General features: G+C 43.3%; 18 protein-coding genes and 1 pseudogene. 4 read left to right on the top strand and 15 right to left on the bottom strand.

Annotation, left to right across the window (positions count from 1 at the left end):
• Nucleotides 1–101: 101 nt before the first annotated feature.
• The 6 genes from LFX25_RS02525 to LFX25_RS02500 form a co-directional block, all read right to left on the bottom strand.
• Complete coding sequence (locus tag LFX25_RS02525; RefSeq protein ID WP_238728727.1) at nt 102–371, bottom strand: hypothetical protein; 270 nt, start codon at nt 369–371, stop codon at nt 102–104.
• Nucleotides 361–915, bottom strand: coding sequence for an RNA polymerase sigma factor (locus LFX25_RS02520; protein WP_238728726.1), 555 nt, complete (start codon nt 913–915; stop codon nt 361–363). The genes LFX25_RS02525 and LFX25_RS02520 overlap by 11 nt, the downstream gene beginning before the upstream one ends.
• Nucleotides 905–1,381, bottom strand: coding sequence for a Spy/CpxP family protein refolding chaperone (locus LFX25_RS02515; protein WP_238731478.1), 477 nt, complete (start codon nt 1,379–1,381; stop codon nt 905–907). The genes LFX25_RS02520 and LFX25_RS02515 overlap by 11 nt, the downstream gene beginning before the upstream one ends.
• Before the next feature lie 21 nt (nt 1,382–1,402).
• A complete protein-coding gene (locus LFX25_RS02510; RefSeq protein ID WP_238728725.1) occupies nt 1,403–2,086 on the bottom strand; it encodes a response regulator in 684 nt (227 codons plus the stop codon).
• A gap of 15 nt (nt 2,087–2,101) precedes the next feature.
• Nucleotides 2,102–3,409: a GAF domain-containing SpoIIE family protein phosphatase gene (locus LFX25_RS02505; RefSeq protein ID WP_238728724.1), complete on the bottom strand. Its 1,308-nt coding sequence runs from the start codon at nt 3,407–3,409 to the stop codon at nt 2,102–2,104.
• 235 nt (nt 3,410–3,644) lie between these two features.
• Complete coding sequence (locus LFX25_RS02500; protein ID WP_238728723.1) at nt 3,645–4,931, bottom strand: lectin-like protein; 1,287 nt, start codon at nt 4,929–4,931, stop codon at nt 3,645–3,647.
• Nucleotides 4,932–5,361: 430 nt separating this feature from the next.
• Between LFX25_RS02500 and LFX25_RS02495 the strand changes: the two genes are divergently transcribed.
• Both LFX25_RS02495 and LFX25_RS02490 read left to right on the top strand, forming a co-directional pair.
• On the top strand, nt 5,362–6,456 hold the full coding sequence (locus LFX25_RS02495; RefSeq protein WP_238728722.1) for a PAS domain-containing sensor histidine kinase: 1,095 nt from the start codon (nt 5,362–5,364) through the stop codon (nt 6,454–6,456).
• Nucleotides 6,457–6,799: 343 nt separating this feature from the next.
• Nucleotides 6,800–7,300: a hypothetical protein gene (locus LFX25_RS02490; RefSeq protein ID WP_238728721.1), complete on the top strand. Its 501-nt coding sequence runs from the start codon at nt 6,800–6,802 to the stop codon at nt 7,298–7,300.
• Between the two features lie 174 nt (nt 7,301–7,474).
• Here the strand turns inward: LFX25_RS02490 and LFX25_RS02485 are convergent, their stop codons facing one another.
• Together LFX25_RS02485 and LFX25_RS02480 are read right to left on the bottom strand one after the other, a co-directional pair.
• Nucleotides 7,475–8,395, bottom strand: a complete 921-nt coding sequence (locus LFX25_RS02485; protein ID WP_238728720.1) for a hypothetical protein — start codon at nt 8,393–8,395, stop codon at nt 7,475–7,477.
• A gap of 210 nt (nt 8,396–8,605) precedes the next feature.
• Nucleotides 8,606–9,198 (bottom strand): annotated as a pseudogene (locus tag LFX25_RS02480) (transposase); the annotation flags it as partial.
• Nucleotides 9,199–9,681: 483 nt separating this feature from the next.
• On the opposite strand from LFX25_RS02480, the gene LFX25_RS02475 reads away from it, so the two are divergent.
• A complete protein-coding gene (locus LFX25_RS02475; RefSeq protein WP_238728718.1) occupies nt 9,682–10,776 on the top strand; it encodes an SH3 domain-containing protein in 1,095 nt (364 codons plus the stop codon).
• Nucleotides 10,777–10,987: 211 nt separating this feature from the next.
• Here LFX25_RS02475 and LFX25_RS02470 read toward each other — a convergent pair whose 3' ends face one another.
• The 7 genes from LFX25_RS02470 to LFX25_RS02440 all read right to left on the bottom strand — a co-directional run bounded on the left by LFX25_RS02470 (nt 10,988) and on the right by LFX25_RS02440 (nt 20,111).
• Nucleotides 10,988–12,064, bottom strand: coding sequence for an SDR family oxidoreductase (locus tag LFX25_RS02470; RefSeq protein WP_238728717.1), 1,077 nt, complete (start codon nt 12,062–12,064; stop codon nt 10,988–10,990).
• Nucleotides 12,065–12,111: 47 nt separating this feature from the next.
• A complete protein-coding gene (locus LFX25_RS02465) occupies nt 12,112–13,044 on the bottom strand; it encodes an MBL fold metallo-hydrolase (RefSeq protein ID WP_238728716.1) in 933 nt (310 codons plus the stop codon).
• Nucleotides 13,045–13,251: 207 nt separating this feature from the next.
• Complete coding sequence (locus LFX25_RS02460) at nt 13,252–15,579, bottom strand: FAD-binding oxidoreductase (RefSeq protein WP_238728715.1); 2,328 nt, start codon at nt 15,577–15,579, stop codon at nt 13,252–13,254.
• Nucleotides 15,576–16,577, bottom strand: a complete 1,002-nt coding sequence (locus LFX25_RS02455) for a class I SAM-dependent methyltransferase (RefSeq protein WP_238728714.1) — start codon at nt 16,575–16,577, stop codon at nt 15,576–15,578. Before LFX25_RS02455 ends, LFX25_RS02460 begins: the two co-directional genes overlap by 4 nt.
• A gap of 78 nt (nt 16,578–16,655) precedes the next feature.
• Nucleotides 16,656–17,993 (bottom strand): cell envelope integrity protein CreD, encoded by a 1,338-nt coding sequence (gene creD / locus LFX25_RS02450; protein ID WP_238728713.1) that lies wholly within the window; start codon nt 17,991–17,993, stop codon nt 16,656–16,658.
• A 134-nt stretch (nt 17,994–18,127) separates the two neighbouring features.
• A complete protein-coding gene (locus LFX25_RS02445) occupies nt 18,128–19,000 on the bottom strand; it encodes a hypothetical protein (protein WP_319936818.1) in 873 nt (290 codons plus the stop codon).
• Nucleotide 19,001: 1 nt separating this feature from the next.
• A complete protein-coding gene (locus LFX25_RS02440; protein WP_238728712.1) occupies nt 19,002–20,111 on the bottom strand; it encodes a catalase family protein in 1,110 nt (369 codons plus the stop codon).
• Nucleotides 20,112–20,113: 2 nt separating this feature from the next.
• Between LFX25_RS02440 and LFX25_RS02435 the strand changes: the two genes are divergently transcribed.
• Nucleotides 20,114–20,332, top strand: coding sequence for a hypothetical protein (locus LFX25_RS02435; protein WP_238728711.1), 219 nt, complete (start codon nt 20,114–20,116; stop codon nt 20,330–20,332).
• Nucleotides 20,333–20,373: the final 41 nt, after the last annotated feature.

The following is a 20,373-nucleotide window of genomic DNA, read 5'->3' as shown; positions in this document are numbered from 1 at the left end:
TGTTAAGCGACACAGACGGAGACAACGTTCGCCAATACGTATTCAAAAAACGGAATGCGTATTTTCCGATTCGAACGCCATTATCCTTTTAAAGTTGATTCTTATTTATCGAGCGCGTTTTCCAATTCTTCAAAAACTCCGATGCTCAAAAGATCCTGATCTCTCGGATCCAGATCGGAATCCTGAAACCAGAAACCAGCATATGCGCTCAGTCCCAAAAACAGAACGAGAGAAGCGCCTACCATGCGTTTGTTTCTCGTTTCCCGTTTATCCCTGCGAATCACGTTCGAGGAAATATTCTTCACCCAATCCTGATCTTTTTTTCTTTTCAGGATTTCTCCTTTCATCGGAGAAGCGTCGTTATTCTTCATAAAATTTCTCCTTAACTCCGACCCGTTTCATCATTTCTTTTCCTCTGGCGGCTCTCGATTTTACGGTTCCGGGTTTTACGCCCATCGTTTCTGCGATCTGTTTTTCTGAATAACCCGCAAGATAAAACTCGAGAACCCTTCTGTACTTATCGGGAATTTTAGCCATCAGGGATTGAAGCATTCCGATGACTTCCTGCGAATTCTGTTCCGAATATCCCGAATTTCCGTTCACGTTAGGGTGAGCGGTGAGGAAGTCTTCTTCTTTTTTGGATTTGGCCAGCTTCTCGGTCCGCTCTTCTTCCCTTCTTAATTTATCGTTCATTCTCAGGGATTCGTTTCTGGCGATCGCGTACAACCAAGTACTCAGTTTTGATTCTTTGCGAAACTGATCTTTTTTAAGGGCTTTGTACGCGCGAAAATAGGTTTCCTGAGCCACGTCGTCGATGGCATAAGAAAACCTCTCTGCGAGGTTCTTTTCAATCGCAGAGAGGACAATGTCCCGAGTGGAACTAACGATTTCCGTAAATTCGGATTCAGTCATCATGATGACGATGTTTCTGTTGAAACTCTGTAATCAAATCCACCAGTTTGTTTCTTTGTTCCGGAGTTAAGACCGCATGAAACTCGATCGCTTTCTTTGTCATAAAGGTTCTCATCTCCGTCATTTTGTTCATCTCAAGTTCGAAGGACTTGTTGATTTTTTTTTCGTCCAAAGTCGGCTGACGAAACTCAGCGAGAGCCTCCGCGGGAATTCGAGGTCCTTGAAGTTTCAGTTCTTTTCTTTTAGACAGAATTTCGTCTTTGATCTTATACAATTTCTCTTTTTGAGAATCGTTCAGATCCAATTCCGAAGTGATCTTCTTAACGACGAATTCCGCTCTTTTTTCAGGAGACTTGTAATATCTACATCCTCCCGCAAACAAAGCCGCGGCTACAAGAATCAGACCGGAAACTTTTAAAAATCCTTTCATTGGATTCCTCCCATTTTCTAAAGCTCTGACCAAGAGCAGAAAGGCAGGTTCCATTTTTTTTCAATGTTCCGTTTGTACGACGATGTCTTCTTTTTGGATTTCGTATTTGATGGCAAGACGGTCTCTGAGGCCGGAAAGAAGTTGTCCTGCGTTTTTCGAATAAAAGAATTCCGGATTGACCTTGATCAAAATGCTTCTCAACGTCGGAAGCTCCTTTAAGAAAAAGGAAACTTCTTGAACGAGTTTTTCGATGCTCTTTCCGTACGGACATCCCTTAAGTTGGATTCCTACTCCGATGCCTTGATCCGTATTCGTGAACGGAAGAATCTCGAACGGAAATTCTTTCTTATCCACCAGAGAATCGCTTTTGATTCCCAGAGCTTGACAAATCTTATCGATCAACACCTGCGTATCGATCGGCTTCAAAAGATAGGCCACGAGTTTTTTATTATGCGCCGCCTGAATGATCGTTTCTTTTTCGTTGCTCACCGTAAGAAAGATGATCGGAGTCATACGGTTCGTTTCCGGAATTCTTTCCAAAAGACTCAAACCGCTCATCTTCGGCATTCTATTGTCCGTTAAAATGAGGTCATAACGCGTCTTTCTGAGTTTGATTTCGGCGGCGATTCCGTCCACGACGTGATCCACATCGAAGTTGTATCGTTCTAGATGACGGATTAAAAGTTCGGCGTTGCTTTCATCGTCCTCCGCCAACAGAATGGAATAAGTCGGGGCAACTTTCATAAGAGCGGAAATCTCCTAAGGAATTCTTCTTTCAAGCGCAAGAATCGTCAAGTCGTCCGTAAAACCCTCGTGTGCGACTCCCATAAAACGATTCACTTCGGAAAAAACATTCTGACAAAGACCGTCCAAGGTTTCGTTTTCATGAGAATCCAAAACCGCAAGAAGTCTTTCTTCGGAGAACATTTCCCGATCCTCGTTAAAAGCTTCTATGATTCCGTCTGTATAAAGAACAAGTCTGTCTCCCGCGTCAAGATGAAACGAAATCGTTTCGAGCTTTAACGGAATCAAATCGGTCAACAACGCTCCGGTCCGGTTGAATACGCGAGGTTTCTTCCCTTTTTGAAGAAGGACCGGAGGACAATGTCCCGCGTTCGTCATTTTACCTTCTCCGGTTTTGACGTTCAGCGAGCCGAGAACGGCTGTGATAAAATGACCGGCGAATTTTCCGCAAAGGGATTCGTAGATTTGCGCGATTCCATATTCAGGATCTTGAATGAACGATCTCCAATTCGGATAGGACATCTTGACCATCGAAGCGAGAAGCGCCGCCGAAACGCCGTGACCGGAAACGTCGCAGATGAAAAATCCGAGAACGTCGTTCTCCTCGTCGTAGATAAAATCCACGAAGTCCCCGCCTATATCCATCATCGGAGTGTAAAGAAATTGCAGATCGAGATATTTGGATTTGGGTAAAACGGAAGGAAGAAGCGCGCCTTGGATTTTTTTGGCCATCTTGATCTGATGTTCCAATTCTTCCTTTTGACTCAGGATGATTCTCGTTCTCGCTTTGACCGTATGTTCGAGACGTTCATTCGCTTTTTTTAATTCGTCTTGAGCCTTCTTTCTTTCCACGGCTTGAAAGATGCGGGGAATCATATCGGCGAGCGAGCCGACAAAGGTTTGTTCTTCCAAAGTCCAGGCGCGGGGTTTGCCGACTTGTTCGTTGCAAATGATCCCGAGAAGTTTTCCGTCCATCAGAATCGGAGCGTCGAGCATGGAAACGATATTGAGAGGAATGAGATAATTCTGCGCGAATTCCTTAGTGCTTTCGTCGTTCACCGCGTCGTCCGCGATGATCAATCTTTGGTGTTGCAGCACTTCGAAATATTTAGGAAAATCTTGTTGAAAGAGTTCCATTCCGGAGTTGTGGGAATTCTCCGAAAGAATAAAAAGATCCAAACACTGAATGGAAACCTTCAGTTCCTTATAGAACCAAATGCTGCAGCGTTCGCAATGCAAAGCTCTTGCAATCGATTCCGTAAGAACGTGCAACGCCGCATTCAAATCGCCGCTGTCGATGACCGGATTTTTCGCCAAGGACATCAGTTCCTTATTAAAGCGACGGAGGGTTTCCTCCTTGGTTTCGATCGTTTCGGGGGCCATCTTGATTGAATGAGAGCGGTTTCGCTTAATATCCTGAAATTTAGGTCATAAGACTGTCACAAAAATAAGAAATTTCCATCTATTTTTGTTCCCTCGTTTCAAATATTTAGAACAAAAAAAGGGACGGATCCGCATCCGTCCCTCGAAGATTCTTTAAAAGAGTGAGTTGAAAACGTTAGTTGCCCGGAGTCCAGTTTCCTTCGGAGCCTTGATCCGTAAGGTTCATCCAAAGATCGCCCGCACCCGCCGCGTTTTTCACTTCCAGAAGTTTTTTGTTTTCGTACGGAGTTGCAGGAGCGGAGAATTTAAAACGACCTGCGGTTTCCGCGGAACACTGGGAATTACCGGAAGACCAAGAACCGCCTCCTGCGGTCACATACCAGTTACCGGAAGAATCCTTGCAAGAGAAACGGTTCCAAGCGGAACAGTTGAGATCGTTCCATCTTCCGTTGCTCCACATAACGGCGCAGTTTTCGTTGCCTGCCCAGTTGTTCGGTTCGGAAGCGTTCCAAGACCAGATCGCTTGTTTCGCAAAATCGGGATCGAACTGATCGATGCCGAAAACGTTCACTTCGCAGGAAAGCATGGAAGCAATATTAGCGTTTGTGAATGAACCGCTTTCTTTCACTCCGTCGTAAAAACCGAAGTAATTCGTAGTATCGTTAAAGAAACGCACCATCGTAGAATTGTAAGTCGCTCTCGAATAGTTGCAGTCCGGATAACCGCGGAAATCTTTCGGACTTCCGGTCGCGGAACCGAAAAAGATTCTTTTGAAGTAAACGCTCCACTGAGAGTCGTAGCAGCCGTTGCTCATCAGAAGAATTCTTCGGTTGGAAGAAACCATATCGCCGAGTTTTGGCATACTTTCGGGGGAAGGAACGTCCGAACAACTTCCCGAATAACGATACAACCAAGGATCGAGATAATCCCTCAAAGTTTGAAGAGCTTCGGAAGAATGACCGTCGAATTTATCTTCGATATAAAGAAGAAGAACTTCGTTACGGTTCGCCGGATTGGAAACCCAAGCACGAACTTCTTCCAGACCTTTGTAAAAAGGACGATCGAAAACATTGCAGCCGACGTGACTGTCTTGTCCGTGACAAAGAAGAAGTTCTTTGCGCGCGTGCAGACCCAAGGTCCAATGAATATCCAATTCGATAAAACGTGCGCCTAACCGAAGTTGCTCGCCGATCGAATATTTTTGGTTCGGAAACGCGTATGAGAAGAACGGTCCCGCATACGATTTGCTGTTATAAGAGTTATGGGTTCCGTAAAAAAGAGCCCGATGAACCGGAAGGTTCGCGTTGACTTGGGTTTTTCTCTGAATGGAAAGAACCTTGTTTTCGAAGGATCTTTCAAAAACGTCGATCGGATTTTCCACCACCGCTCCGCGGCTTGCGTAAAGATTCCCCATCGCTCCCAAAACGAGAGAAATGGCGAGAATCGATAGAATTCTCTTCATAAGTTTCACCTTTTGTGTATTTTGCTTTTCCCGAACGGGAAATTTTCACTGAGGAGCATGTTAACCGAATCGCTCCAAAACCCACTTATATTCCGCTTACAAAGAATTCTTTTTGGGAGGGAAAATCGGAAAAAAGAAACATCGATCCAAGAGCGATTCAATATATTATATTTTTCGAATGCGTTCGATAAAAAACCCGGAAAAATGCGAGCTTATACTCGGATTGCCGAAGATTCAAAATGCTTCAAATCGAAAGGTAAATTATGGATTTCGAATATTTACGACAGAATTTTGACACAAACAAAATTCCGTTTTTCAGCTGTAAATTATTTTTTTATTTGAGAATCACACTCGCGGAGTATACTATTAGGCATTCTTTATATTAGAAAGATTCGAAGCATATTTCGAATCCGATGCGGAACCGAATAAAATGGAATTGATTCAGGAAGCCTTAGATCACATCGGGGATAAAATACGTTTTGTGGAATTCGTACCATGTCCGGTACTTCTTTCCCATATCAAAGGGGATCAATTCCAAACGCTTTACCTCAACAAAAGTTTCCGCGAACAGTTCGGTTATAAAATCCAGGAAATACCCACGCTCCAAGATTGGTTTCAACAGGCTTATCCGGACGACATCTACCGAAAACAAATCGAGAAGGAATGGTGGTCCGAAGTCGATTTCGGAAGAAAAAACGGAAAACCGGGCGCCTCGATGAAGGCAAAAATCCGAACCAAGAACAACGGAGAACGCTGGTTTAACGTTCGAAGCACGGAGTTCGGAGAACTCAATGCGGTCGCGTTCCAAGACATACACGATCTCGAAACCTTGAATCTCGAACTGAGTCACAACAACTCCACAAAGACGCAGCTCCTGTCCATTCTTGCACATGATCTGCGAACCCCTTTGATTCAGATCATATCTCTGATTTCTCTTTTCAAAAACGAAGGGATTTCCGCTTCGGAATTGTATCCATATCTTTCGAAATTGAATATTCAAACCTATCTCACGATCGATCTCATCGACAATACTCTGAACTGGGTGAAGGCGAACTCGAGAAGCATCGTAGTCAATAAGACTTCGTTCTCGCCGCTTCCGATTTTGGAAGAACTTTCGGCGCTTTACAACGACTACATTCAACTGAAATGCATTCAAGTCGAGATGCGGTTCGACCAAGAGATCACTCTCTTCAGCGACAAAGATATCTTCAAAGTGATCGTTCGGAACTTATTCGTCAACGCGCTCAAATTCTCCAAACCCGGAGGAAAGATTTATCTGAAAGCCGAAAAAACCTCCGATCAAAATCGACTCATCTGTATCGAAGACGAAGGGATCGGAATGACTTCGGAAGAATTGGAACGCGTTTTCTCGAAAGAATCTTATACTTGTCCCGGAACTCTCAATGAAAACGGCGCGGGTCTCGGAATTAAACTTTGCAGAGATTTTGCAAAATTGGCCGGAACGGAATTACTTCTTAAGAGCGAAAAACACAAGGGAACCTGCGCAAGCATTCTGTTTTCTTAATGTGATTTTTGTCCTTTATGAAAACAGGCGGAGTTTCGGTAATTTCAACTTAGCCCAACTTTCAGGATCCATTTATATCCTTTTCATTTCTTTCACGGTCACAAAATTCATTTTTTTTAATTAAAAATACTCGAAAACAGCGATCAGAATTTTTAAATGAAATTTATTTCTTATATTTGCGTTTAAATTAGAATCTGTCCTTCCGGTTCAAATTCTGTTCCGTTTTAAATTGAATCGATCCGTATTTCCTTATTTCAAAAAAGGTACGGACACAAAACTAAAAAAACTTGACCAACCTTCGCCAAATCGATGTAATATTTCAAAATTCTTGGAGATTTTCAAAATGAAATTAGTTAAAAAAATTGGAGTCTGTCTCGTTCTGATCAGCCTTCTTTCTGCGTGCAAAAAAGACGAAAAGGATGACGATACAACCAACCTTGCTCTTCTTCTTGCATTGAGTGGTGCGAATACTTGCACTTACACTGCGTCCGGAATTACACTTCCGATCGCTTCTATTTCCGCAACTCAGAATGGTGGAGCTCAGACAATCAGCTTGACTACAAGCGGTACGATCGGCTTAGGAGCGATCCAAATTGCATCTGCACCGGTAAATAGCTTAGGTACGATCAACGTTACGACTGGATCTCTTTCATTCGTTGTCTACAAAGGTGCCTGTCCTCTCTCTACAACTTCTACGCTGGCTGTATCCGGAACTGATTACTCGTTCGTTTCCGGTACTTCAAATGTAACGAGCACCTCACAAATCAGATTTAACGTCGCTGGAACTTACACGATCATTGTAACTTCTAACAATGCGACAGGGGCTGCTTTTCAGTTGAACTAAGAAGTTTAGTTTTATGAAGATACTCGAAAGGCTCGGAGGAAACTCCGGGCCTTTTATTTTTATACGATTCAAAAAATGGAGACCAAGGATTGACCGAAAAAATTATTATGCAGATAAACTGTGTGTAGTGATTTACATACAATTACTCGTTATATATTTTGTGTAATCACGGTGTTACGGCATTTTACTTATGCTAATTCTAATCTCAGAATCAGATATTCTTTCAAGATAAAAATGACTGTCGGTCTCCATGGGTAAGAATCGCCAAAGCCCTTCTTTTTCTAATTCAAATGCTGCTAAATCACTAAGATATCGGTTATATTTACTATTCGCACAAGAGATTTTCGGAACATCCTCTACATAATCAAATGAGATTCTACATTGTCCCAAAACCGCATCCTTATACATTTTGGTTTCCACATCACCTAAGAATTGTTGTATAAACGACCAGGCCCTCATATTTGAAGGGCGATCATTATAAGTTTCAATGTTTTCAATATGATATCGCATAATCGAATCGCTACCAAAATCCAGACTCCTCTCTCTTTTCATATCAAGATAACAGTAATTCGTTTGAGGACCGGAAATCGGATCATTAGAGTCCAAATATTGATGTACAGCACTATAGTGCACTAAGTGTTCATCCTTATAATATGTGCTGAGTGTAAATACTTCTCTTAACGATTCTCTTACTATATTTTTATTGCGATCAATGGTGGTCCCAGAATTGTCTTGGTAAATTACAATACGATCATAAAAAAATTCCCTCTTCTTGTCGTCACAAATTACATTCTTTACATGCATCCTTCGATATGTATATTTTCTCATCGATGGAAAATTATTAAAGAGTCGCTCAACATCTGTCATTTTCATTCCAAGCTTAATCTGTTTTCTAACTTTCCCATACAACTCAATGAATTCACCTAACTTCCAATCTTCCGAAGAAAATCCATTTTCATCTTCTTTTAGATACCTGTCGTGATCTCCAACTGGCCTAGAGAATTGTTTTGACTGAACTTTATTGCAGCCATTAGGGAGAAACATTGTTATAAAGAAAATCGTTATGAAAAATAATTTAAAGATACGCTTCAACATACTTTCCTTCTTACTTAACCGTTTGAACATATGGAAGATAGCAAGATAAATATGAGTGCGCTAACATATCTGTGCAGGAACTTGTTTTGTTGGGCTGCTTATCAAAGGTATAATTGCCACTCTCATTGCCTTTCCATTCTCTTGCTATTTCATCTGACATACCCCCATTTTTAGAGCCAGTACAAAGTGTTAAAAATCCTCTTAAGCAGTTCATCTTAAATATTCCACGGGAGCCAATCCCAAGTAAGCTAGCGGCCTTTCCGAATTGTAGAAGTTTCTTCACTTTTCGACAAAGAACTGGCCTCTTCAATATTTTTAAACCAATTTTCGTTTAAACATTCGTTTCGCATCTTACCGTTAAAACTTTCAATGAAAGCGTCTTCGGTGAGTTTTTCGGGAGTAGTAAAGTGAATATCAATTCTTTGATCAGAAGCCCATTTCAAAAAAGTTTTTGAAGTAAACTCAGGAACATTATCTACGAAAATCTGCTTTAGTAAGGAGTAACTTTCCGATGCCTCGTTTAAAATTCCGATTAGCTCCCCGGCAGTTATCAAAAATTCACTCCTCGCAGCGATCGCCAATCGTCCACAATCATCAATAATATTCAGAATTCCGAATTTTCTACCTGAATACAATGTATCCGACATGAAATCCATAGACCGCCTTTCTCCCGGATTCTTGGAAACAATCTTTGGAATCGTGAGTAACGATAATTTCTTCCGTTTTCGTTTAATTCGGTATTTTAATCCCAATTCCAAGTAGAGTCGATAGATTCGTTTGTGATTTACTCGTTCTTCTTTTCTGTAATCACATTAGATTTTGAAATAACTTGACTGCCGTCAAAAACGATTACGGCAAGCTCGGGAACCCTTTCTATTCTCCTTGATAAGGGAATTTATCCGTTAACTTCGGTGAGCACAACGGCCATGACAGGCACGGATTATACGTATTTAAGCGGCTCGTCGACGATTACAACGAATGTTCAAATTCGATTTAACAAAGCCGGATCTTACACCATCCTAGTTAACACTACAAATTCAGGCGCCGGAACCGTTCCATTCAATGGATCGCTTTGATTCTTAATTTCTATGGAAAGCCCGTTTCAATCGGGCTTTTTTATTTCCCAAACTAAGATAGGATATTTCCATAAAATACGCAAAATATAACTTTTGAATTTTTATTGAAAGAAAGAGGAAACCGGAAACATCATTTTTATCGGTGAATGGGAAAACGATCAGCAAAAGAAAGCCTACCCTCTCACCAATCCCAAACCGAAGAAGTAGCTCATGAAAAAAATCTCCATTCAATCTTTAACGAAACTTTTCGCGATCGCATCGATTGTGTGGATCACAGTTCTTGCCGAATCCAACCATGCTCAGGATAAAAAATTGCAGAGATATGTTCTGACTTCGGAAGGAAAATTGAACGTAAGAGAAAAACCGAAAGACGGAAAAGTGTTGTTTCAACTCGAAAAGGGAGAAATCGTTTTCGTCAAAGAAGATTCCCAATATGAGGAATGGCAGGAGATCTCTACAAAGTCCGGAGCAAAAGGATATGCTGCGTCCGAATTTTTAAGTAAAAAATCGCCGGAAGAACTTTCCGATGCAAAACTCTTCGGTTCGGTTTATACAAGCGCGGAAGGATCTTGGTTTCGATCGTTAGCGATTCGCATTAAAAATCAGTGGATTTCCGCAAGCGACTTCTCCGCCGAGGCGTATTATTTGGAAAAGAAAGCGATACAGGAAAAAGAAAAGGCGAACGCATACGAACGTGCAAGCATAGCGGGAGAATTCTCGCCGGAAAAAAAAGAAACCACCGGTTGCCAGGAAATCCGAGTGGTTCGCGGAAACTTAGCTGCATTCAAAAAACTGAATACGTATCAGAATTCCGTTTATGCGATGTTCGGTTCCAACATAGGCGATAAGGTTCGATCAGATCGTTACGAGCCCTCTGAAAAAATCGGCGCATTACTCGATTCCTCCGCGGCGGCAATCTTCAAGAAAAAATATCCGAAAGTCGCGGAGCTGAAGTTCGTAAAACGGGGAGACTTCTATTCGATCAAATCGCCGGAAAAAGAATATATTTATATTCGTTACGCACTTCGGGTCGAACCGGAAGAAAAAGCCTATTACGCGGCGATCTACGAGCTAAACAACGGGGAAGTCGGAAAGAGGATCTTCGAAAAATTCGATGTTTTGAGCAAGGATCAAGCGGTTTACGGAGGTCAATATCATCTAAACGACGCTCTCGATCTGGATGAAAACGGAACTCCGATTTTGATTCTTCATCACAACGGCTACGACGGATACATAAACGAGTTTGCAAGAATCAAGAACAATCAACTGCAAACGATGTTTTTGTCGGGTGGGGACGCTTGCTAATATTCTAATTTTCTTAAGGTGCGTCCAAAACATAATTATACTTTGATAATAGGACAAACTGCAAGAACCTGTGCCAGTTTTGGAAGAGGTTCTTATATTTAATCCGTTCGAAAATCGCAATTCGAAGAAACAAAGAACGGATAATCGATCGTTCCTAATTCCGTTTTGGATTTCACCTTCAACACAAAACGGATTTTCTTCTTTGGAATTTTTAAGCGCCCTTTTTTGAAAGCATCTTAGAGGAAACGATCTGCTCGATATGTTCCACGAACGTTTCCGAAATCGGACGATACGTCAGACCTAAATCTTTTTTGCTATACGAATGATCGAGCTCGAAAGGAATTCCCACGTTACGCGATATATACGTCCAGGATAACCCGAAAAACGGACCGATCAAATACGTCACAAACTTAGGCAGGGAGCTTTTCGGAGTCGGGAATCGGTTTCCGTATTTTTCGCGGATTATTTTTGCGACGTCCAAAAACTTCAAGGTCGTATTCGAAACGATATGACGACCTTTTGCGGAAGGAGTGAATCCCGCTAGGATATGAGCGCGAGCCACGTCGCGAACATCAACAAATCCGATCGTCATATCGGGAACGCCCGGCGCAAATTTACCGTTAATCATAGAAAGCATAAAGTTTACGCTTGTTCCGTCCGCTCTGTCCGAAACGGAAGGTCCCATCACGAACGAAGGATTGATCGTGATCAGATCCCATCGAGATTGTGCATCTGCGATCTTCCACGCCTCTTTTTCCGCAAGCGTTTTGGAATACGGATACGGTTGGTGACCGAGGTCGCTCGTCGTATTCCAGTGTTCTTCCGAAAGTCTTCGATTGGGAAGGGACGCGGCGTCGATATTATCCCCCATCACGGCTGCGACGCTGGATGTCAGAACGATTCGTTTCACGGAAGGACTTGCATTTGCAGATTCTAGAATATTCTTAGTTCCTAATACTGCCGGTTCAACGAGCTCCTTCTGCGGGTTTTTGACCCCGTCTATAAAAAACGGAGAAGCGGTGTGAATGATCAATTCAACTCCTCCCTTGTCCGTCATCGCGTTCAAAAAGGATCCTTCCTTCAAAAGATCCGCTTCGTAAAACTCCAGCTTACCCGGAAAACGTTCCGCAAGTTTCAGAAGATGCGATAACTTCGCGGAATCCGATTTATTCCGAACGGTGGCGCGCACGGAAATTCCGTCTTCGAGCAAATAACGAATTACCCAGGACGCGATATAACCGGCGCCTCCGGTTACTAAAACCGGTTTGGAACGGTCAATTTCTTTCATTTGTATTCTCCGTAAAAATGATTTCGTATATTCTAAATTTCTAAAATTTACTTTTCGGGTAAACTCTGATGTCCCGGATGAACGCGGATGCCGGAAATTTTGGAGGCGAACTCCTTTAGAAAATTCAGGCTCGACTGATTCTTTTCCTGATCCTCCGTAAAATCGCCCGGACTTACGCCGTTCTCCCAACCCCAACTCGTATGGCAGGAATCCCCGAGAATAAGATGAGATCCGGAAGAACTCTGGACCAGAAACGCAAGACTCCCTTTCGTATGACCTTCGACATGAATGATAATGAGGGATTGATCTCCGAAAAAGTCGATCGCGGGATAGGAAGAATTGGACTTTGCCGCTTCCGCAAAGTCCAATTCCGAAAAAGAAACCTTCTCGCCTAACAAACCGTCTGTGCTCCCTTGCACCAGAGAATTGATGAACTTCTTAGCCGTGGCCTCCTTCGGCCCAACGTAGATAGGAACATCGGAGGAGAAATCGCTCGTCCCCATGATGTGATCGAGGTGTAAATGCGTTAGGAAAATTCCTTCCACTTTTTTCGATTCTTTCTTGAGCCATTCGTCGACGGTAAGTTTTACTTTCAGAGCGGACGTGTTCATCACCGAAGCTACGATCCAGGAAACGGGCCATTCTTTCGGATCCTTTCTAAAAACTTGAGAAAGACCTGTATCGATCACATATCTGCCGAACTTAGGATGATCGATAACGTAAAAATAAATCTGGATCGGTTCCTCCTCGGATTTTAATCCGGCCGCTTTCGCCTTCGGATCTTTCAGATTGATCAGACCTCCGCGGTCCACGACCCAATCGGCGGCGGTTATTTTTTGAAATACGATCGGACCTTTCGGAGTTGGAACGAAATTATTTACCGAAACCGGTTTTCCCTTGGTTACCATCGTTGACGGGCGCGAAGTAACTGCGCAGGAAACGAAAACAAGAAAACATAAGAACTGAAGTATATATCTCATGTTTCGAAGGATTTCAATTCAAGCAAAATCAGCAAGACGGATTTAAACGATCCCATACAAAATATGGTAAATATGCCGTGCGATCCCTATAGAGCGAGAGAATCAAAAAACCTGCGGAGCGTGCGCGTCGATTCGCGGGCAAAGACTTCGCGATTACCGATCCATAAAGTGCGGTTACCCATGTTTTCTAAAACGCATCGATAAAACTCAATAGTCGAAAATATGGTCGAGCTTATATCCGTTGGATTCCGTCTTTATTAGAATTTCATGAAGTCTTGAAATCGGAACGATCACCGCAGTTCGCTTTAAATTCGGCTCGGTCAAAATCTTCCATTCGTAGAGAATCGTTTCTTTATCACGTAGATTCGCATCGATGGGAACGATCAGGGTCAAAAGAATTTGTTGGTTCCCCGCGATTTCCACGAAGGAAACGTTTTTCTTTACGAGCTGCGGCACGGTCCGCGTAAAAGCCTCGTATCTCGGGATTGTACGGATCGCGCTACGGCCGTTTTCCTTGACCCAAGCGGTAACTTCGAACGTTTCCGGTTCGTAAACGGATTCCGTTCCCATCGCGATCAATTTTCCGTATGTCGCTTTAGCAAGAAGTTCCGCCGAAAAAAACAGTCTCCGTTCCCATCTGCGAATAACGCTCGTCCCCTCTCCGTCGCGGATCGTCCAAAATTCCTTGAACTTGGAATAAAACGGATATTCATACCAAGGACGAAGTCGAACGAAATCGGTATATTCTCTTGCGACTTTTTGCATGTACGATTCGACATTCGTGTCCGGTGTGAGCCCCGAAGTTCCAGCGATCCGTTCCGTGATTCTTCCGATCGTGTTCTCATACAGGGACTTCAGGATCAATTCTCCCGAATAACTGATTCCGATCACGTTGATCATCAGATGATAACCCCAATTGAATTCGTAAGAATTCCAAGTTTTTACGATCACCCTTCCGTAAATCCTCCAAAACTGGGCGACACTTCCCCAATACGGAAACGCACTCGGAGGAGAATGTTTTAGAAAATTCGCATATTCGTCCGAACTAAAAACGATATACCATTCCGGAAGCGTCAAAAAGGTCTGGTCCTCGTTGCGCGAATAATTCTTGAGTGAATCCAATTCGAGCCGGATTTTTTTGTCTTCTTCCTTATGAAAATAATATTTGTCCCAGAGTTTGTTTCTGAACTTGTAACTCGGATCCAGTTTTCTTTTTAATGCGAAAAAGCGGTCGGCATTCGGATACGCCTTGTGAAACTGCGAAACCGTCGCATGAAGCTGATAAGGAAGATAATAAGCGCCGCCCACGCTCGTTACCGCATCGATCAATTCCCTCGTCCAAACTCCGACTTCTTTTTTGGCGCTTTCGTAGACTCGTTGTTTATAATAAATCACGAAGGAAAAAACCTCCGTTCTTCCCCAAGCCAAATAAGAACCAGAATCCGCTTTTGCATGACGGATCGAAATGTTCATCACGTTCGCGTTGTGCTTTTGCAGGATCGAACGCATCAACGGATAAAATTCGTCGAACTTCTCGACGGGAACGAAGTATTCCTGTAAAACATACGTGCTGATTCTTCGAGTCGGAGGTTCCAATTCCTGGACGTCGTAACTGGCTTCGTAATTTCTCCAGACGACTCGATCCTTGCGGTAATAAAGCGGATCCAAAACGGACTCCCGCAATTCTTTTCCGTAAGGAAGTTCGGTTAACCAGAAGTAGATGAGATTTTCAAGCCAATAACTTTCCTTTACGGGAACGATCTTGTCTTCCACCGTCACGGGTTCTTCCGTTTCTTCCCAAGTGACCGCGTTTACGTTTTCGTAGGCGGGAGGATAGATATCTCCGTTGTGAAACTGCGCTTTCGCGTTATTACGAACGGTTTCAAAAAAGAATTTTTTGTATTCCGTGATCGGAAGTTTTTTCACGAATCGTTTTACCTTTTTGTTTTCCGTCAACGCAAGCGTAACTTCCGCGATGACCCCGATCCCGCCGTAGCCTCCGACCGCGGCAAAAAAGATTTCCGGATTTTCCTTAGGACTCGCGTTTACGAGTTTTCCATCGGCTAACACGACTTTGATGGATCGAACCGAAAGAATCATCGGACCGTAACCGATATATCTACCGTGTGCGTTTACGCTGAGAGAACCTCCGATCGTAAAGTTGGAATACGTTTGTTTGATCTGAACGGAAAGACCGAAAGGATCGATGAATTCCTGAAGTTTTCTCCAGGTAATTCCGGGTTCCACCGTTATCAGCTTTGTCTTCGCATCGAACGAAAGAATTTTATCGAACTCCCTCGTATCGATGAACAACGCGTTCTCCGTAGCGATTTGGCCGCCCATGGAAAACCTTCCGCCTCCGATCGAAATCGGGCCGTTATGATTCTTTACCAAGTCTCGTATTTCGTCTAACGTTTTCGGTGCGGCGACTCTTGAAACCGGAATCGGATTGATCTGCGTGACGTCGTTTACGATCGTCGGATCGGCGAAAACGGAATTTACAAAAACAAAAAGAAGAAGAATGAGTTTTTTCATGCGGATTTTACGAATGCCATCAGAGTATTTTTAGTGGGATCGCCTTTTTGAAGAATATATTTACCCAAGGGTTTTAAACCGAACTCACCGACTCGCTGTTCGATCTCGGAAACGGAAGTAAAGTTCCGTATCTGACGCGAAGTTTCTTCCCAAGAAATTTCCAGGCCTGCGTTATACACATCGTGGGCCAGCGCGACGATGGAACGCATCTCTTTCGAGTTCACATCGTGATCGCGAAGAACGAGTTTTCCTCCGGGTTTCAAAATCTTTGCGATCGATTGGATAAAACCGTCGAGCCGTTTTGCGGGAGAATGGTGAAAGCCGATGAAGTTCGTGACCAAATCCAAACTTTCCGGCGCAATTGCCGCTTCGGGAATCGGATCATAATCTCCGAGAGAAACGAATTTCCCCGCCTTTGCGATCTGACCGCGCTCGACCAAATCTTCCGGACTGTATTTCGGTTCGAGATCGTTTAACACGAATATGTCGCCGTCGATCTGAATCTTCTTTTTAAGATTGGAAACGTATCTTCCGGTAGTTCCGATTTCCAGATAACCGTTGAATTTATTTCCTTCACCCAATAAATCGACGACCTCTTTCGAGATTTCTAACTTTTGTTTTTTAAGAGCGGGGAGAGCGTAGGTGACGATTCCCGCAAAAGGTTTAATCTGAGGAATTTCCTTCAGGATCGCTTCGTAAATTTCCCTGTCGTTTTGTTTCGATCGAGAAAGTTCGAATATGAGATTGTGAAAGTCGGATTCGGGATAAAGATGATAGACGTTTTGAAGAAAGAGGAAGAATTCGTTTCTCAACTTAGCATCGAGATATACGCTTTTAAAATTAGAATCGAGATGCGTATTTTTGAAATCGGAATATTCTTTCGCAACCGATACTTTCGATTTTTCCTTCTTATCTTTAGAAAGAAGGTCCAAAGCAAATCCGCTTAAAACCAAATAAAAGAAGGATTTGATAAATTGTTTCCGATTCAGATCGTTCATGGTGGGTCAGAGTGAACGATCTGAATCATTCTACAATTCATTTTCCGAAAAAGGAACCCGATCGGACGGATTAAAAATCTACGATTGAGAATCCTTGTCCGATTCCAGCTCCTGAATTCTCCGCGTAAAATACATCGCGATCGCGAGAAGGATAAACAAGCCGAACGTTCCCACAAGCAACGCGAAGTCTTCAAGCTGAAGCAAGGCGAAGAAGAATAGATAAAACGCAAAGACCGTTCCTCCCGCCACAAGAAAGACAGATTCTCCCTTGAAAAAAGCGCGGGAATATAAAGTCACCAACGCGAGAATCAAAGAACTTGCGATCCAGTAGGAAACGTTGAACGGAATGTGTTCCGTCAATGATAAAAGCATAATATAGAACAACAATACCGCAAATCCCAAAAGCAAATATTGGATGAAGTGAAGCCTGACCTTTTTATACACTTCGATAAAAAAATACGTGATAAAAGTCAAAAGAAGAAAGAGTTCGCTGTATTTGGAGGAACGGATCGTCTTGTGATATTCGTCGACCGGTAAAAGGAAGCGAACTCCGAAACGATAACCGTTGACTTGACCGGATTCCGAGTCCCCGATAAAATCCTGAGGATAATTCCGATTCAATTCCAACACTTTCCAGTTCGCTTTAAAACCGGAACTCGTGATGTCGCGAAAATCGGGTAAAAAATCACCTTCGAACGACGGAGTTTGCCAAGGAGAATCGATGTTCACCTTCGTTTCTTTTGCCATCGGCAGAAAATACAATTCCTTACTTCCGTTAAACGAAAGTTTTAAGGAGAATGTTTTGGAACGACTCGGATCCCAGGAATGTTTTACGTTTACCCCTGAACCGAATACGTCGTTCGTTCTCGTGCCTGGTCCCATCTCTTTCGTGTCGCCCCCGAGTTGAATCGAAATCTTTTCACGGATTCCTTTCACGTCGCTGATGCCGAGAGAAAGAAACGCGTCGGACCAGAGCAGATCCCGGTTGGAAATCGGAAGCGAATGTCGATCGAGAGCGGAAAAACTTCCGTTGATCTTCAACTCGGCCTGATACAAAGGAACGATATAAATTCCTCTGTATCTTTTTTCCGGTTTTACCGTTCCCGTAATCTGCAAGTCTTCGGGAAGGAAGTGCGCATAACGCAGAATCCGTTCCGATTCTCCGCGATCATTTTTGATCGAATCGTAAAAAGGAACGGAAACAATCGGACCGCCGATCACTTGATATCCGCCCCACTTTGAAGTGACTTCCTCCTCGGCCGCGTTTCGCGTTTGTTCCCGTTCTTGGATCAAATTCGAAACCATAAACGAAGGAATCAAAAGCAAAAGAGCCAAAATACCGATTCCGATAATCCGAACCGTAAGAGAACTCCGAAACCAAAAGAAAATCTGCTGCAAAGGTGTTTTCACGTCCATAAAGAAAATCTAATCTACTCTTTTCCGAATGTCAAGATCTAAGAGATTCAACCGAAAAAACCTCCTCTTCGACTTATAATTCGGGATATTAAACCGACATTTAGAAACAGAAGCATCGAACCGCCAAACATTGCTTAACGCGAAAGAATCCATTCTCCTTTAACTTTGGAAAGATGCAAAGGAACGGAGAATCCTTTCTTTTTGTTTTCGATCGGACTCTTTCCGGATTTCAACGTAACGACGACGACCTTCTTATCCGAAATCAACCGGTATTGAAGTTCGTTCAATTCGAGTTTGTCCAATTTTCCGCCGATGGTTTTGAGGATACTCCGGATTCCCTTTTTCAAATCCTTGATATCGTCTTCCGGAGAATAATATCTCGCACGTGCGAACTCTTTCGTTCGAAATTCCATTAAGTCAAAAAGTTTTTTCTCATCCTTCTTCTGAAAACCTTCATACAGATCTCCGACGACCTTTTGGATCTTTTGTTTATCCTCGTCGGTCAGTTGAATCTCTTCGGCGATCTTCCAGAGTTCGGAGGGAGGAACTTCCGCGGGAGTAAACGTAACTTCCTGTTCGATCGGAAGAGCCGGTTTGCCTTCTCCTTCTTCCCATTCGAAACCGGCGATTCTCTGTCCTTCGTCCGGGAATTGGCCTTTTTGCGCGAGGTAGAGAACGGCTTTTATCTTGGGCGCAAACTCGTCCTCTTTTCTTTTGCGGATTCCTTTGACTTTGATTTGATTCACGCCGGGGAGAATCCAAACGTTCAAATCGATTTGACCGCTTACGTCTTCCGTTCCCGATTCGGGAACGATCGTCATACCGTTGAATTCGATGGAACCGATCACTCCCGATTTGGAATAAACCAAAGCGTAATAGCCGCCTTGCGTTTGTGCGAATAATGGATTTGTTAATGCGAACAAACAACAAACGAACGCGGCCGCGCTTATTCTAAGAAGAAGGTTCTTTTGAAAAAAAGAAAACGAGGTTTTGATTCGATATTTCATTTTATTCCGCAGGCTCCACGTGTTTTACCGCATTTTGCTCGTGTCTGTATTTTGCGATCGATTCGTACGCAAGTTTTCTAACGCGGTTGATTCCTCCCAAAGGTTTGTGTTCTTCAAGAGAATGCCAAGGATTGAAGGAAAGATTCTCGCAAAAACGATCCTGTTGGTCCGTTGCGAATTCTTGAACCGGAATTTCTATCTTGGCGACGGGCACAAAGGGAGAATCGCTTTCATTCCAGTGAACGGCAGGATCTTCGACGGGCATAGAAATCGGATCTCCTTGTTTCTGAATCATAAATTCGAAACAAGCGGACTTCTCCTTCAAATGAGAAACCATCGTCTGACGCAGATAATTCTCCGCAGGATTTTCGGGAACTTTTAATTCTTTCGTTTCGCAAGGTCTTGCGGAATACTTCACCGCGGCGGAATCCTTTCCCAGACGATACGGAGTCGTACTCCAATAACGAATTTCCAAAACATCGGGAATCTTTTTTCTACGAATCGAAATCGATTCTTTCAAGGCGCTCAGCTTCCAATTCCAAGGCATTCCTCCGAAAAAATACGACATCGGCTTTTTTGCGAACGCCGCTTTGAACAATGCGAGATATTCGTCCGGCGCTCCGACCGGAAGAACCGGATGATTGATGAGTAAAAAATCCTGCGTCCGTTTTTCGTCAGAGGCGAGTTTCGGACCGTCCACTCCCGTGAGTTTGATTCCCATCCCGCGGATATCCCCTTCAAAGTCGGGTTTTTTCGTGATGGAACCGTTCGAAAAACGCACCCACGCGGAATATGTTTTAGGAAAATTGAATATTCCAAATTTCAAATCCTCCGGAACGGAGGAGGCGACGGTAAACTTCGCTTTCACGCAGCCGTGTGCGAACGGATGTGCGTCCCTTTTCGCTTCGCTGCCTTGCGGATATTTTTCCTTAAGGGAAGAAATCAAAAGTGCTAGCGTATCCGCCGTCGTTTGCTCTTCTCCCGGAAAAACGAATTCAGCGCCCGGTTTCGTGTCCTTAGGAATCGCAACCTTCGGGCCTTGACCTGCCCAATAGGACAAAACTAATAAGAATAAAATCCCAAGTGTAATATATCCGATCTTTTTTCCCATTCTTGATGCTCCAACCAATCCGAAAGATTCAAGGATCGAATCACAAATTCGGGAAAATTCTTCTCTTTTATTTTTTGAGCGCCGTAATTCCGACCAAAGAACGCACGAAAGAAGAAGTCATTGAAAGCTGGAAAGATCCGTTTTTCGGAATGAAACCCGAACGAAACGAAGCTTCGGAAGAAAAAGCGAAAATTCTTTGTGCAAGCGACATAGAAAACTGAGGAATCCTCGAAAAAGACGTCAAAAATCCCGTTCCGGTCCT

It is taken from the genome of Leptospira sanjuanensis (genome assembly GCF_022267325.1).
Taxonomy (GTDB): Bacteria; Spirochaetota; Leptospiria; order Leptospirales; family Leptospiraceae; genus Leptospira; species Leptospira sanjuanensis.
The sequence above is the reverse complement of the archived record's forward strand: the minus strand, read 5'-3'. Positions and strand labels throughout refer to the sequence as shown.

Coding starts and splice junctions, on each gene's coding strand:
- LFX25_RS02500 (WP_238728723.1), bottom strand. CDS start 4,931: ATGAAGAGAATTCTATCGATTCTCGCCATTTCTCTCGTTTTGGGAGCG.
- LFX25_RS02470 (WP_238728717.1), bottom strand. CDS start 12,064: ATGAAAGAAATTGACCGTTCCAAACCGGTTTTAGTAACCGGAGGCGCC.
- LFX25_RS02475 (WP_238728718.1), top strand. CDS start 9,682: ATGAAAAAAATCTCCATTCAATCTTTAACGAAACTTTTCGCGATCGCA.
- LFX25_RS02525 (WP_238728727.1), bottom strand. CDS start 371: ATGAAGAATAACGACGCTTCTCCGATGAAAGGAGAAATCCTGAAAAGA.
- LFX25_RS02505 (WP_238728724.1), bottom strand. CDS start 3,409: ATGTCCTTGGCGAAAAATCCGGTCATCGACAGCGGCGATTTGAATGCG.
- LFX25_RS02465 (WP_238728716.1), bottom strand. CDS start 13,044: ATGAGATATATACTTCAGTTCTTATGTTTTCTTGTTTTCGTTTCCTGC.
- LFX25_RS02490 (WP_238728721.1), top strand. CDS start 6,800: ATGAAATTAGTTAAAAAAATTGGAGTCTGTCTCGTTCTGATCAGCCTT.
- LFX25_RS02440 (WP_238728712.1), bottom strand. CDS start 20,111: ATGGGAAAAAAGATCGGATATATTACACTTGGGATTTTATTCTTATTA.
- LFX25_RS02520 (WP_238728726.1), bottom strand. CDS start 915: ATGATGACTGAATCCGAATTTACGGAAATCGTTAGTTCCACTCGGGAC.
- LFX25_RS02495 (WP_238728722.1), top strand. CDS start 5,362: ATGGAATTGATTCAGGAAGCCTTAGATCACATCGGGGATAAAATACGT.
- LFX25_RS02485 (WP_238728720.1), bottom strand. CDS start 8,395: ATGTTGAAGCGTATCTTTAAATTATTTTTCATAACGATTTTCTTTATA.
- creD (WP_238728713.1), bottom strand. CDS start 17,993: ATGGACGTGAAAACACCTTTGCAGCAGATTTTCTTTTGGTTTCGGAGT.
- LFX25_RS02445 (WP_319936818.1), bottom strand. CDS start 19,000: ATGAAATATCGAATCAAAACCTCGTTTTCTTTTTTTCAAAAGAACCTT.
- LFX25_RS02460 (WP_238728715.1), bottom strand. CDS start 15,579: ATGAAAAAACTCATTCTTCTTCTTTTTGTTTTTGTAAATTCCGTTTTC.
- LFX25_RS02510 (WP_238728725.1), bottom strand. CDS start 2,086: ATGAAAGTTGCCCCGACTTATTCCATTCTGTTGGCGGAGGACGATGAA.
- LFX25_RS02455 (WP_238728714.1), bottom strand. CDS start 16,577: ATGAACGATCTGAATCGGAAACAATTTATCAAATCCTTCTTTTATTTG.